Raw genomic sequence first — 13400 nt, 5'->3', positions numbered from 1 at the left:
ACCGCGGTCTTCATGACCTCGGCCGACTGGAGCACGAACGGCAGCTGCATCTGCCCCGAGCCGAACAGCTCGCCGACCGTCTTCATGCCGTCGAGCAGCACGTCGTTGACGATCTCCAGGGCCGGGCGCCCGGCGAGGGCCTGGTCGAGGTCGGCCTCCAGGCCGTTCTTCTCGCCGTCGATGATCCGCCGCTTGAGGCGCTCCTCCAGCGGCAGCGCGGCCAGCTCCTCGGCCTTGCCGGCCCTGAGGGACGTGGCGGTGGCGCCCTCGAACAGCTCCAGGAGCCGCTGGAGGGGGTCGTAGCCCTCCCGCCGCCGGTCGTGGATGAGGTCGAGCGCCACCTCGACCTGCTCGGGTGCGAGCCGGGCGATGGGGAGGATCTTCGAGGCGTGGACGATGGCCGAGTCCAGGCCGGCCTTCACGCACTCGTCCAGGAAGACCGAGTTGAGGACCAGCCGGGCGGCCGGGTTGAGGCCGAAGGAGATGTTCGACAGACCGAGCGTGGTCTGCACGTCCGGGTGGCGGCGCTTGAGCTCGCGGATCGCCTCGATGGTGGCGATGCCGTCCTTGCGGGACTCCTCCTGACCGGTGCAGATGGTGAAGGTCAGGGTGTCGATGAGGATGTCGGACTCGCGGATCCCCCAGTTGCCGGTGAGGTCCGCGATCAGGCGCTCCGCGATCGCGACCTTCTTCTCCGCCGTCCGGGCCTGGCCCTCCTCGTCGATGGTCAGCGCCATCAGCGCGGCGCCGTGCTCCCGCGCCAGGGCCGCGACCTTCGCGAAGCGGGACTCGGGGCCGTCGCCGTCCTCGTAGTTGACCGAGTTGACGACCGCGCGGCCGCCGAGCTTCTCCAGGCCGGCCCGAATCACCTCCACCTCGGTGGAGTCCAGCACGATCGGCAGCGTGGAGGCGGTGGCGAAGCGGCCGGCCAGCTCCTCCATGTCCGCCACGCCGTCCCGGCCCACGTAGTCCACGCACAGGTCCAGCATGTGCGCGCCCTCGCGGATCTGGTCCCGCGCCATCTCCACGCAGTCGTCCCAGCGACCGTCCAGCATGGCCTCGCGGAACTTCTTCGACCCGTTCGCGTTCGTCCGCTCGCCGATCGCCAGGTACGAGGTGTCCTGCCGGAACGGCACGGTCTGGTAGAGGGAGGCGGCCCCCGGCTCGGGCACCGGCCGGCGCTCCCCGACGGCCGCGCCCCGCACCCGGTCCACGATCGCCCGCAGGTGCTCGGGGGTCGTGCCGCAGCAGCCGCCGACCAGCGAGGGTCCGCAGGTCCGCAGGAACTCCTCGTGGGCGTCGGCCAGTTCCTCCGGGGTCAGCGGGTAGTGGGCGCCGTCGGAGGTGAGGACGGGCAGGCCCGCGTTGGGCATCACCGACAGCGGGATGCGCGCGTGCCGGGCGAGGTGGCGCAGGTGCTCGCTCATCTCGGCCGGGCCCGTGGCGCAGTTGAGGCCGATCATGTCGATGCCCAGCGGTTCGAGCGCCGTCAGGGCGGCGCCGATCTCGGACCCCAGCAGCATCGTGCCGGTCGTCTCGACCGTGACCTGCACGAGGACCGGCAGGTCCAGGCCCACCCACTCCAGGGCCCGGCGGGCGCCGACGACGGCCGCCTTCGTCTGGAGCAGGTCCTGGGAGGTCTCGATCAGGAGGGCGTCCGCGCCGCCCCTGGCCAGGCCCTCCGCGTTCTGCTGGAAGGCGTCCCGCAGGGGTCCGTACGCGACGTGCCCGAGGGTCGGCAGCTTGGTGCCGGGTCCCATGGAGCCGAGGACCCAGCGGGGGCGCCCGTCGGCGGCCGTGTGGGCGTCCGCCGACGCGCGGGCGATCCGGGCGCCCGCCTCGGACAGCTCGTACACCCGGTCCTCGACGCCGTACTCGGCGAGCGCGGCGAGGTTCGCCCCGAAGGTGTTGGTCTCGACGCAGTCCACGCCCACCGCGAAGTAGGCGTCGTGGACGGAGGCGACGAGGTCGGGGCGGGTGACGTTGAGGATCTCGTTGCAGCCTTCGAGGCCCGTGAAGTCGTCCAGGGTCGGGTCGGCGGCCTGGAGCATGGTGCCCATGGCGCCGTCGGCCACGACCACCCGGCGGGCGAACTCGTCCCGCAGCGACGGCCTCGGGGAACGGCTCACGTCAGCCCCCTCAGGTGCGGGACGAGGGCGGCCGTGCAGCCGGCCCCGTACGCGGTGCGGAGCCGTTCGAGCAGCGGCTCCCGGCGGAGCCGGTACTCCTGGGTGCCGACGGAGCCGAGGACGGCCGCGGCCACGGCGCAGCCCAGCCGGGCGGCGCACCGCTCGGGGACGCCCCACAGGGTGCCGGCGAGGAAGCCGGCCCGGAAGGCGTCGCCGACGCCGGTCGGGTCGGTCACGGCGTCCACCGGGACGGCGGGCACCGCGAGGGGGGCGCGGCCCTCGCCCCGGATCCGGACGCCCGCCTCGCCGTGGGTGGTGACCCAGGTGGCGGCCCGGCGGAGCACCTCCGCCTCCGTCCAGCCGGTCTTCTCCAGGAGGAGCGCGGTCTCGTACTCGTTGGTGAAGAGGAACCGGGCGCCGTCCACCAGCTCCCGCACCGCGTCCCCGTCGAGCCGTGCGAGCTGCTGCGAGGGGTCGGCGGCGAAGGGGATCCCCAGCTCGCGGCAGGTGCGGGTGTGCCGGAGCATGGCCTCGGGGTCGTCCGGGGAGACCAGGACGAGGTCCAGCCGGCCGGTGCGGCGGACGGCCTCGCGGAGGTCGATCTCCCGCGCCTCGGCCATCGCCCCCGCGTAGAAGGTGGCGATCTGGTTCTGCGCCCGGTCGGTGGTACAGACGAAGCGGGCGGTGTGCAGGGAGCCGCTGACGCGCACCGAGTCGGTGTCCACGCCGTGGTCCTTGAGCCACACCCGGTACGGCTCGAAGTCGGCGCCGACCGCGCCCACGAGGACGGGGCGCAGGCCGAGTACACCGAGCCCGAAGGCGATGTTCGCTGCCACTCCGCCGCGCCTGACCTCCAGGTCGTCGGCGAGGAACGACAGGGAGACCCGGTCCAGCCGTCCGGCGAGCAGCTGCTCGCCGAACAGGCCGGGGAAGGTCATCAGGTGGTCGGTCGCGATGGAACCCGTGACGGCGACGCGCATGACCGTCAGACCCCCGCCGCCGTCTTGAGGGCGTCGACGCGGTCGGTCCGCTCCCAGGTGAAGTCCGGCAGCTCGCGGCCGAAGTGGCCGTAGGCGGCGGTCGCCGCGTAGACGGGCCGCTTGAGGTCCAGGTCGCGGATGACCGCCGCCGGCCGCAGGTCGAAGACCTCGCGCACGGCGTCCTGGATGCGCTCCACGGGGACGGTCTCGGTGCCGAAGGTCTCGACGAAGAGACCGACGGGCTCGGCCTTGCCGATCGCGTAGGCGACCTGGACCTCGCAGCGGCGGGCGAGCCCGGCGGCGACCACGTTCTTGGCGACCCAGCGCATGGCGTAGGCGGCCGAGCGGTCGACCTTGGACGGGTCCTTGCCGGAGAAGGCGCCGCCGCCGTGGCGGGCCATGCCGCCGTACGTGTCGATGATGATCTTGCGGCCGGTGAGGCCGGCGTCGCCCATCGGGCCGCCGACCTCGAAGCGCCCGGTCGGGTTGACCAGCAGCCGGTAGCCGTCGGAGGCCAGGGCGACGCCCTCCTCGGCCAGCTCCTTGAGGACGTGCTCGACGACGTACTCGCGGACGTCGGGGGTGAGCAGGCCCTCGACGGAGATGTCGGCGGCGTGCTGCGAGGAGACGACGACCGTGTCGAGGCGGACCGGACGGTCGCCGTCGTACTCGATGGTGACCTGCGTCTTGCCGTCGGGCCGCAGGTACGGCACGGTGCCGTCCTTGCGGACCTCGGTGAGGCGGCGGGAGAGCCGGTGCGCCAGCGCGATGGGCAGCGGCATCAGCTCGGCGGTGTCGTCGCAGGCGTAGCCGAACATGAGGCCCTGGTCGCCGGCGCCCTGCGCGGCGAGCGCGTCGTCCTCCCCCTCGACGCGGGACTCGTAGGCGGTGTCGACGCCCTGCGCGATGTCCGGGGACTGGGCTCCGATGGAGACGGAGACGCCGCAGGAGGCGCCGTCGAAGCCCTTGGCGGAGGAGTCGTAGCCGATGTCCAGGATGGCGTCCCGGACCAGCTGCGCGATCGGGGCGTAGGCGGTGGTGGTGACCTCGCCGGCGATGTGGACCTGGCCGGTGGTGATCAGCGTCTCGACGGCCACACGGGCCTCCGGGTCCTGGGCGAGGAGCGCGTCCAGGACGGTGTCGCTGATCCGGTCGGCGATCTTGTCGGGGTGTCCCTCGGTCACGGACTCCGAGGTGAAGAGGCGGCCGCTCATGCCTGGACCGCCTCCGCCCCCGCGGTGGCGAAGAAGTGCCGCTCGATGGCGCCGAGGGTGCGGATGGCGTCGACCTCCAGGGTCTCCATCTGGATGGAGACGCCGCTCTCCTGCTCCAGCAGGAAGACGAACTCGACGAAGGAGAGGGAGTCGATGAGCCGGTTCTCGATGAGGTCGAGGTCGGGGGCGATGTCCTGGCGCTCGGGGTGGCGCTCCAGGATCCAGTTCTTCACCTGCTGCAGGCCGTCGGCCATGATGGATCTCCTCAACTCGTGTGCGTGGGTGGGGTGTGGGCGATGATCGGGGCGGCGACCGCCACCGCGTAGTCCACGTCGTGGCTGATGGACACGGTGATCTCGGCGATGCCGGATCCGGCGGCCATCTCGGCCGCGGCGCCGTGGAGTTCGACGAGCGGCCAGCCGCCGTCGGAGCGCCGCACCACGATCTCCGGCCAGGGCAGGAACCTGCCCCTGACCCGTAAGGTCTTGAAGGCCGCTTCCTTGGCCGCGATCCGTCCGCACAGGCTCAGCACGTCGAGCCCGGTGGAGGTGCGGCAGTCGGCGAGTTCGCCGGGGGTGAGCATCCGCTCGAAGAAGCGCTCCCCGTACTGGTCGAGGAGCCGGCGGACACGGTTGACGGACACGATGTCCATGCCGAGGTTCGCCCAGCCCAGGCCGCCCGCCGGCGGGGCGACGGGTCGGGCCGGCACGTCAGGTCACCGGCCCGGCCGCGTCCAGGACCGCCCGGGTCGCCGCCTCCCAGCCGCCGTGGCGGCGGGTCAGCGCGGACAGCCAGCGTTCGAGGCCGAAGGCGACGCAGCTGGTGAAGGCCGGGCCGCCGGTCGAGGCGAGCGTGATGTCGCAGCGTTCGCCGAAGAAGTTCCGGTGGGTGTTGACCGAGGCGATCGCCAGGTCCTCGTACAGGAACTCGTACTTCACCGGGGTGAGGCGCTGGAGGAGCGCCTTGGAGCCGCCCTTGTCGAAGAAGGGGTCGCAGGCGGCCTCCTTGCGCAGGGAGAGGCCCACGGCCTCGGCGAAGGCGTCGACGCGGGCGGTGAAGGCGGTGAGGTGGTCCTCGGCGTGCGCGCGGGTGCCGAGGGCGACGACCTCCCGCATGCGGAAGCCGAGCTGGCGGCGCATGCCCTCGTAGTGGGTCTCCTTGCGGAAGCACCACGAGCAGACGGTGACGAGGGTGTCGTCGGCGACCCGCCGGCCCCGGTGGTCCAGGTAGACGGCGTAGCAGGAGGCGGAGGGCAGGCCGAGGCCGGCCGGTTCGAGGGAGGCGGCGGGCCAGTGGCCGCGCTCGCCGTCGAAGGGGGTGGTGAGCCGCTTCTCCAGGTCGAGGGGGGCGGCGAGGACGGCCTGGTGGGGGAAGTTGTCGTAGTAGTCGAGCCGCGCGAGGTCGGTGGCGGGCAGCAGCGGGGGCATGGTCATCGGGCGGGCGCCCGCGGCGACGCCCCAGCTCTCGAAGGTGTCGTCGAGGAGCCGCAGCAGGCGGGTCCCCTCCGGCCCCAGGGAGGGCAGGCCCCTGGTCGCCCCGACGGTCTCGGGGGTGGTGACGGTCATGGTCGGTGCACCTCTCGGTGAGGGCTCTCGGACGGTCTCAGAGGACGGGCAGGGTGTCGTCGGAGAAGATCCCGGTCTTCAGGAAGAAGGCGAGCGGCTTGCGGATCGCCCTGCGTTCGTGGGCGCGGCGGGCCGGGTCGGCGATGAGGGCGTTCCGCAGGCCGAGCGGGTCGGGGATGCCGGCGTCCTTGTACACGTGGGGGTTGTAGAGGGAGTTGACGCTGTAGACGACGTACCGCTTGAGGTACGCCTCCACCTCCCGGACGCGGGCGGCGGGCACGGCCTCGCACATGCGGCGGTGCAGCAGGGAGACGAGTTCGCGGCCGAAGGCGATGTGGCGGGACTCGTCCTGGTGGTGGATGCGGTTGACCTCGCGGATGGTGTGGCAGAGGGACTCGTCCTTCGCCATCCGGGAGTTGTAGTGGTCGACCAGCTCCTCGAAGAAGAGGATGCGGGTGAAGACGAGGAAGTTCTCGACCTCGGGCTCCCAGGCGGCGTCGGCGCGCATGGCGGTGGAGCCGTAGATCTTGTGGCCGTAGCGCCGGCAGAACTCGGAGAAGAACCACATGTGCTCGTTCTCCTCGCCGATGAAGTGGTGGAAGAAGTCCGAGGGGACCTCGAAGCCCGGCATGTGGATGCGGCCGACGACCTCGATGAGGAGTTCGCGGATGCCGTGCACGTTGAGGCTGTAGAAGTTGACCGACTCCCACTTCGAGAGGCGCTGAAGCGTTTCCTCACCGAGCCGGTCGTAGTGCTCGGTGCCGAAGACGGTGAGCAGCTCCGGTGTCATCCAGAAACGGTTCTCCTCCAGGGTCTCGGGCCACTGGAAGGTCTGGTACGGGTTGTAGTAGTCCTCGACCGAGCGCTCGCTGAGGCGGCTCAGGACCTCCATGAAGCGGTCGGTGACGGGGAGGGGGGCGGCGACGCCCATGGTCTCGCTCCTTCGGAGTTCGGTTACGGGCGGACTTCGTAGACCGCGTTGACCGGGGTCTCGGCGGCGCGCCGCCAGCGGGTGAAGCCGGCCTCCCCGGCGATCGCCCGGAAGGCCTTCTCGCCGGAGTGGTTGCCGAGCGCGTGCGGGCCGCGCTGGGCGACCGCGACCGGCAGGCACATCACGGCGGACAGGGCCATGAACATGCGGGCGGCGGGCGTCTGGGTGTCGACGTCCCGCGGCGAGACGTTGGACTCGACGAGCATCCAGGTGCCGTCCGCGTCCAGCGACTTGTGGACGTGCTGGGCGGCGGCGACCGGGTCGCCCATGTCGTGCAGGGCGTTGAAGAAGCAGACCAGGTCGTAGCCGGTGCCGGGGTAGTCGTCGGCGGAGGCGACCTCGAAGGCGACCCGGCCGGACAGGCCCGCCTCCTCCGCCAGCTCGCGGGCGATCGCGATGGCCTCCTCGGAGTAGTCGAAGCCGTGGACGGTGGCGTTCGGGAAGGCCTTCGCGATGAGCAGGGTGGTGTGCCCGACGCCGCAGCCGACGTCCGCGACGGTGCCGCCGGCGGCGAGCTTGTCCGTGACCCCGTGGAGCGCGGGCAGCCAGTCGGGGACGAGCTTGTGCTCGTACGTCGGCTGGAAGAAGGAGCCCATGCCGGTGTCGAGGGCCGCGTCGTGCTCGGCCCAGCCGACGCCGTCGCCGGTGCGGTACGCCTCCACCAGCAGGTCCTCGGTGGCGTACAGCGCCTTGAGGGCGGTGAAGAAGCCTGCGGCGTAGGTGACGGCCTTCGGGTCGGCCAGCACCTCCGCGTGGTCGGCGGGCAGCGTGTACGTGAGCGAGCTGGGGTGCCGCTCGACGTACCCGGCGGAGAGCTGGGCGTGCAGCCACTCCTCCACGTACCGCTCGTCCGTGCCGGTCCGCTCCGCGAGCGCGGCGGCGGTGAGCGGGCCCCCGGCGGCGAGGGCCCTGTAGAGGCCGAGGCGCTCGCCGAGCGCGACGGTCAGGCCGCGGACGGCGGCCCCGGCGTCGGTGATGACCCTCTGGTGGAACTCGTGGGCGCTCACGCGGCCACCTCCTCGTCGTGTCCGGGCGCGCCCGGCAGGTCGCACGTGAACAGGAAGGACCGCGGCACGCCCGGGACGGTGCGGGCCGGGACCGGGTAGGGCCAGCGGTCGAAGTCGGCGCCGGCCTCGCCGGGCTGCTTCACCTCGCGGACGGACCAGCCGCACTCGGCGAGCAGCGCCTCGGGCTCCTCGGTGCCGAAGAGCCAGGGGTTGCCGTCCTCCTCCAGCGCCTTCATGAAGGAGCGGGCGAGCGGGTTGACGAGGGCGGCGCGTGAGATGACGTCGCCGAGCAGCACGGAGCCGGGCGCGGCGTGGGCGGAGAGGGTCGCGATCAGGGTGCGGACGGCCTGCTCGGGGAGGAAGAAGAGCAGGCCCTCGACGACCCAGAGGACCGGCTCGTCGCTCTTCCAGCCGGCCTCCTCGAGCGGGCCGGTCCAGTCCCGGGTGAGGTCGACGGGGACGGGGACGCGGGTGCGGCCGGCCGGCTGCGGCTCGTCCTCCAGCATCCCGGCCTTGGCCTCCAGGAGCGCCGGTCGGTCGAGCTCGTAGACGGTGACGCCGTCGGGCCACGGCAGCCGGTAGAAGCGGGTGTCCATGCCGGCGGCGAGGAGGACGACCTGGCGGATGCCGCGCTCCCGGACCGCCCGGACGATCGCCCGGTCGAGGTAGGTGGTGCGGATGGCGAGGAACGGCACGATGCCGCCGCCGTCGTAGCGCTTCAGCAGCTCGAAGCCGGTCTCGTCGGCGACGGTGCGCGCGTAGGGATCGGCGAACAGCCGGTCCTCGCGCTCGGTCTCCAGGGCCCGCGCGGCGGCGGTCCACTGGGCGGTGCGGGATACGGCCTCCACGGGAGGTCCCCCTTCGGGTCGGTGGTCAGGAGAGGTGCGGACGGCCGTGTTCGGGGGCCGGGCGGGCGGCGCCCGCCGACGGGCATACGGACCCGTCGGGTCGGGCACACGGACCCGTCAGGCGGTCATGACCGGGACACAGGCCTCGGCCCGGGCGCCCGTGCAGCCGACGGGGTCCTCGGCCGCGGGCATCGACGACGGATGCGCGGCCTCGGAGTCGGCGGGGCGCCGGCGGAAGATGCTGTGCAGGATCATGCTGAACACGGCCGTCCCGTCGGCGGCCACGAGCGTGCACCGCGGCTTGACGGTGCCGGTGGCGGGGTTGAACGGCGACGGGGTGGCGCCGAGGACCTCGACGCGGGCGGTGAGGACGTCGCCCGGGCGGACCGGGCGCAGGTAGCGGACCTCGTCGATGCCGGGCGAGCCCATGCAGTCGCTGTAGGCGAGCAGGCCGTCGACGTACCGCCGCATGAAGAGCGCCTGGGTGTGGAAGCCGCTCGCGATCAGGCCGCCGAACGGCGAGTCCTTCGCCCGCTCCGGGTCCGTGTGGAAGGGCTGCGGGTCGAAGCGCCTGCCGAAGTCCAGCACCTCCTCCGCCGTGACGGTGACGGTGCCCAGTTCATGCACGTCGCCGGGCCGGAAATCCTCGAAGTAGCGCATCGGACGCCCCCCTTGACCTAGGAGTTCTACGTTTCCTGGCATCACCCAATCTACGAATCGACCATTTATTTTGTCAACCCAAAAGAAGCGTCGACTCCCTTCGGGCGAGGGCCTGTTCGACATCGGCCCAGAGGTCCCCGGCGTCCTCGATGCCGACGGACATCCGCACGAGCCCGGGAGCGATCCCCGCGGCCCGGAGGGCGTCCGCGTCCAGCTCGCGGTGGGAGGTGGACGCCGGATGGGTCACGAGCGTCTCCACGCCGCCGAGCGAGAGCGCGAGCTTCGCGAGCCGCACCCGCTCGATGAAGGCCCGCCCCGCCTCCCGGCCCCCGGCGAGCTCGAAGGAGAGCAGCCCGCCGCCGCCGGCCAGCACCTTCCGGGCGGTGTCGTACGAGGGGTGGTCCGGGCGCCACGGATGGTGCACGGCCACCACGTCGGGGCGGGCGGCGAGCAGCTCGGCGAGGGCGGCGGCGTTGGCGCAGTGCTCGCGCATCCGCAGCGGCAGCGTGGGCAGCCCCCGCAGGGTGAGCCAGGCCGCGAACGGATCCGCGCAGGCCCCGAGTTCGACCGTGCGGGGCCAGATCCGGCGGCGCAGCGCCTCGTCCGCGAAGACGGCGGCGCCGCCCAGCACGTCGGAGTGGCCGGAGAGGTACTTGGTGGTGGAGTGGACGACGACGTCGGCGCCGAGCTCCAGCGGGCGGCACAGCACGGGCGAGGCCAGCGAGTTGTCGACCAGGCTCGTCACCCCGAGGGCGCGGGCGGCGGCGAGCAGACCGGGGAGGTCGGGGACCAGGCCGGTGGGGTTGGCGATCGTCTCCAGGACGAGGAGCCGGGTGGCGGGGTGCGCGGCGGCGGCCTCCAGCTCGGCCGGGTTGTCGCCGGATATCCGGACGACCTCGATCTCGTACCGCTCGGCCAGGTCCGCCAGGACGGCGTGCGTGCCGCCGTACAGGCAGCGCTGGGCGACCACCCGGTCGCCGGGCCGCAGCAGCGCGAGCAGCACGCCGCTGATCGCGCCCATCCCGGAGGCGAAGGCGAGGGCCCCCTCGCCCCCCTCCAGGCCGGCGAGGGTCCGCTCCAGGGCGCGGACGGTCGGGTTGCCGCGGCGGCCGTAGACGTACCGGCCGTCGGGCCCGGCCATCGCGTCGGCCAGCTCGGCGGCCGAGTCGAAGGCGAAGGCGGAGGACTGCACGAGCGGCACGGACAGCGGCCGGCCGCCCTCGTCGAAGGGCTCGTTGACGACGTGCACGGCCCGGGTGTTCAGCTCCATGACGTTCCTTTCCGGGAGGGGGTACGGGAAAGGGGCCGCCCGACGTCCGGGACGGACATCGGGCGGCCCCTGCGGAGCGGCGCTCAGGCGGCGACCTTCTCCCCCTGGGCGGCGGGGGCGGCGGCGGCCTCGGCGGCCACGGCCTTGTCGCCCTTCATCACCAGGAGGGTGACGACGCCGCCGACGGCGGCGACGACCGCGGCGCCGATGAAGGCGGCCGAGAAGCCCTCGGTGAGCTTGGGCAGGTTGCCGAGCTGGTCGGCGCCCTGCGACATGGCGACCGCGGTGAGGGCGGCGAGGCCGAGCGCGGAGCCGACGTTGTAGGTGGTGTTGACGATGCCGGAGGCGAGACCGGCCTGCTCCTGCGGGGCGCCGGACATCGCGGCGATCATCGCCGGGATGTAGGCGAGGGACATGCCGAGCGCGGCGACCAGCGAGGCCGGCAGGACGTCGACGAGGAAGGAGCCGGTGGGCTCGACGGCCGCGAGCCAGACCAGGCCGGCGGCGAGGACCAGCAGACCGCCGCCGATCAGCGGCTTGGCGCCGACCTTCATCATCAGGCGGGAGGTGATGGCCGTCATGAAGATCATGAGGAGCACGGTCATCGGGAGCAGCGCGGCGCCGGAGGCGAAGGCCCCGTAGCCGAGGACCTGCTGGAGGTACAGGTTGAGGAAGTACCACATCGGGATCCACGCGGCGCCGAGCAGCGTCATCGCCAGGTTGGCCGAGCCGAGGCGCGGGACCCGCCAGACGCCGAGCGGCATGAGGGGCTCGCGGACCGACTTCTGGATCACGAAGAACAGGACCAGGAGGGCGGCGGCGCCGGCCAGCTGGAGGATCGTGCCGGTGGAGCCCCAGCCGACCTCGGGGGCGCGGACCACGGCGAAGACGGCGAGCGCGAGACCGGCGGTGACGGCGGCGGCGCCGAGGACGTCGACGGAGCCGCGGCGGGAGCCGACCTCGGGGAGCAGCCTGGTGGCGGCGAGGGTGGCCAGGCCGATCGGGACGTAGATGATGAACACCCACTGCCAGGCGGCCCACTCGGTGAAGACGCCGCCGAGGAAGACGCCCGCGGTGCCGCCGGCCGGGGCCGCGGCGCCGTACAGCGCCATCGCCTTGCCGAGCTCCTTCGGGTCGTGCATGAAGAGCATCATCAGGAGGGTCATCGCGGAGGGCGCGATGAGCGCGCCGCCGACGCCCTGCACGGCGCGGCCGGCGATCTCGACCCAGGCGGTCTGCGCGGCGGCGGCGAGCACCGAGCCGGCGATCATGACGGCCCAGCCGGTGACGAAGATCTTCCGGGCCCCGACGAGGTCGGAGAGGCGTCCGCCGAGGAGCAGCAGGCCGCCGAAGACGATCACGTAGGCGTTGAACACCCACTGGAGCTCGCCCTGGGAGAAGCCCAGGTCCTTCTGCATCTCGGGGAGCGCCACCCCGATGATCGAGGTGTCCATGATGACCATGAACTGGGCGGTGGCGAGCACGAGGAGTGCCCACCAGCGCCGGGGGTTGACGTTTGACATCGCACTGCCCTTCACTCGCGGCCGACCGGTGGCCTGGGCCGTTCGCATACCCCTGGGGGGTACCTTCGCGGAGCACCGTAGCATACCCATGGGGGGTATGTAAGAGTGAGATGAGCGCGCGCTTCCGCCGGGGATCCGGCCGCCCCGGCGGGCAGAATGCGCCCATGACCGCAACCGAGGACAGAGCGACCGAGACCGGTGAACTCCTCCGGCGCTGGAACGCCACCCTGCTCGCCGCCCGCGCCGGCCGCGAGGGCCCCGACCCCGCCCCGTACGGCCTCAACCTGCTGGCCCGCTGGGCCGAACCCCAGCGGCGCTACCACACCACCGCCCACCTCCGGGCGGTCCTCGACCGCATCGACGAACTCGCCGACCAGGGCGGCGAGGGCGGGGAACTCGAACTCGTCCGCCTCGCCGCCTGGTTCCACGACGCCGTCTACCGCCCCGACCGCTCCGAGAACGAGGAGAGGTCCGCAGCCCTCGCCGAACTCGCCCTCAAAGAAGCCGGGTTGACCGACCACGAGGTGACGGAGGTGGCCCGCCTGGTCCGCCTCACCACCACTCACGACCCGGCCCCCGGCGACCTCAACGGCGAGACCCTCTGCGACGCCGACCTCGCGATCCTCGCCACCGACCCCGACACCTACCGGGGGTATGCGGCGGCCGTCCGCGAGGAGTACGCCTTCGTCCCCGACGACGCCTTCCGCGAGGGCCGCGCCGCCGTCCTCCGCCAGCTCCTCGGCCTCCCCCGCCTCTTCCGCACCCCGTACGGCGCGGCGGTCTGGGAGGAAAGGGCCCGCGAGAACGTGGAGCGGGAACTCGCCGGGCTGACGGCCGCCGGCTGACCCCCGCACACGCGAAACGCCCGGCCGGGGGATCCCCGGCCGGGCGTCGCGTCCTTCGCTTCTCAGTCGCCGATGAAGTACAGGTAACCGCTGCGGTGGTGGACGTACCGCGCCGCCGACCTGAGCTGCCTCAGGACGGGGGTGAACTCCTCCTCGGGAAGCTCCTCCAGCTCGCGCAGCAGCTGGAACGCCTGCTTCGAGTTGAAGACCGTCTCCCGGTACTCGTTCACCCCCCAGCGCACGGTGGTGTCCGGCGCCAGGCAGCAGTACGTGAAGAGACTGCGCTCCTCGTCGTCCTCGAACACCCCCTGGAGCTCCTTGCCACCGTTCAGCACGCGCACCGCGATGCTCATCCCCTCACCGACTCC

Annotated in this window: 14 protein-coding genes; 1 reads left to right on the top strand and 13 read right to left on the bottom strand. The window is 72.6% G+C overall.

What is annotated here, in order from left to right; all coding sequences use genetic code 11:
- From ACFW6A_RS20195 to ACFW6A_RS20140, 12 genes are all read right to left on the bottom strand, one after another.
- Positions 1-2060: homocysteine S-methyltransferase family protein (locus tag ACFW6A_RS20195; protein ID WP_386641711.1), on the bottom strand; the 2060-nt coding region annotated here is incomplete at its 3' end.
- 65 nt (positions 2061-2125) lie between these two features.
- Positions 2126-3109 (bottom strand): carbohydrate kinase family protein, encoded by a 984-nt coding sequence (locus ACFW6A_RS20190; RefSeq protein WP_351841219.1) that lies wholly within the window; start codon positions 3107-3109, stop codon positions 2126-2128.
- Positions 3110-3114: 5 nt separating this feature from the next.
- Positions 3115-4323 (bottom strand): methionine adenosyltransferase, encoded by a 1209-nt coding sequence (gene metK, locus ACFW6A_RS20185; protein WP_351841221.1) that lies wholly within the window; start codon positions 4321-4323, stop codon positions 3115-3117.
- Positions 4320-4577: an acyl carrier protein gene (locus tag ACFW6A_RS20180; RefSeq protein ID WP_351841223.1), complete on the bottom strand. Its 258-nt coding sequence runs from the start codon at positions 4575-4577 to the stop codon at positions 4320-4322. Before ACFW6A_RS20180 ends, metK begins: the two co-directional genes overlap by 4 nt.
- A gap of 11 nt (positions 4578-4588) precedes the next feature.
- Positions 4589-5032, bottom strand: a complete 444-nt coding sequence (acpS, locus tag ACFW6A_RS20175) for a holo-ACP synthase (RefSeq protein ID WP_051842807.1) — start codon at positions 5030-5032, stop codon at positions 4589-4591.
- 1 nt (position 5033) lies between these two features.
- Positions 5034-5888, bottom strand: coding sequence for a hypothetical protein (locus ACFW6A_RS20170; RefSeq protein ID WP_351841226.1), 855 nt, complete (start codon positions 5886-5888; stop codon positions 5034-5036).
- A 37-nt stretch (positions 5889-5925) separates the two neighbouring features.
- The gene (locus ACFW6A_RS20165; RefSeq protein ID WP_351841228.1) at positions 5926-6819 is read right to left on the bottom strand and encodes a diiron oxygenase; all 894 of its coding nucleotides are present in this window, start codon (positions 6817-6819) and stop codon (positions 5926-5928) included.
- A gap of 23 nt (positions 6820-6842) precedes the next feature.
- A complete protein-coding gene (locus ACFW6A_RS20160; protein ID WP_386641706.1) occupies positions 6843-7886 on the bottom strand; it encodes a class I SAM-dependent methyltransferase in 1044 nt (347 codons plus the stop codon).
- Complete coding sequence (locus tag ACFW6A_RS20155; RefSeq protein ID WP_351841232.1) at positions 7883-8734, bottom strand: SAM-dependent methyltransferase; 852 nt, start codon at positions 8732-8734, stop codon at positions 7883-7885. The genes ACFW6A_RS20160 and ACFW6A_RS20155 overlap by 4 nt, the downstream gene beginning before the upstream one ends.
- 117 nt (positions 8735-8851) lie before the next feature.
- Entirely contained in the window at positions 8852-9394 is a 543-nt protein-coding gene (locus tag ACFW6A_RS20150) for a MaoC family dehydratase (RefSeq protein ID WP_351841234.1), read from the bottom strand.
- 73 nt (positions 9395-9467) lie between these two features.
- Positions 9468-10664: a trans-sulfuration enzyme family protein gene (locus tag ACFW6A_RS20145; protein ID WP_386641702.1), complete on the bottom strand. Its 1197-nt coding sequence runs from the start codon at positions 10662-10664 to the stop codon at positions 9468-9470.
- An 83-nt stretch (positions 10665-10747) separates the two neighbouring features.
- Positions 10748-12187 carry an MFS transporter gene (locus ACFW6A_RS20140; RefSeq protein ID WP_351841238.1) on the bottom strand — a complete coding sequence of 480 codons (1440 nt, stop codon included), beginning with the start codon at positions 12185-12187 and terminating at the stop codon, positions 10748-10750.
- Positions 12188-12351: 164 nt separating this feature from the next.
- On the opposite strand from ACFW6A_RS20140, the gene ACFW6A_RS20135 reads away from it, so the two are divergent.
- Positions 12352-13032, top strand: coding sequence for a hypothetical protein (locus ACFW6A_RS20135; protein ID WP_351841240.1), 681 nt, complete (start codon positions 12352-12354; stop codon positions 13030-13032).
- A 62-nt stretch (positions 13033-13094) separates the two neighbouring features.
- Here ACFW6A_RS20135 and ACFW6A_RS20130 read toward each other — a convergent pair whose 3' ends face one another.
- The gene (locus ACFW6A_RS20130; protein ID WP_351841242.1) at positions 13095-13385 is read right to left on the bottom strand and encodes a hypothetical protein; all 291 of its coding nucleotides are present in this window, start codon (positions 13383-13385) and stop codon (positions 13095-13097) included.
- Positions 13386-13400 lie beyond the last annotated feature (15 nt).

The organism is Streptomyces sp. NPDC058758 (genome assembly GCF_042746075.1).
Lineage (GTDB): Bacteria > Actinomycetota > Actinomycetes > Streptomycetales > Streptomycetaceae > Streptomyces.
This window is presented reverse-complemented; position numbering and strand designations above follow the sequence as displayed.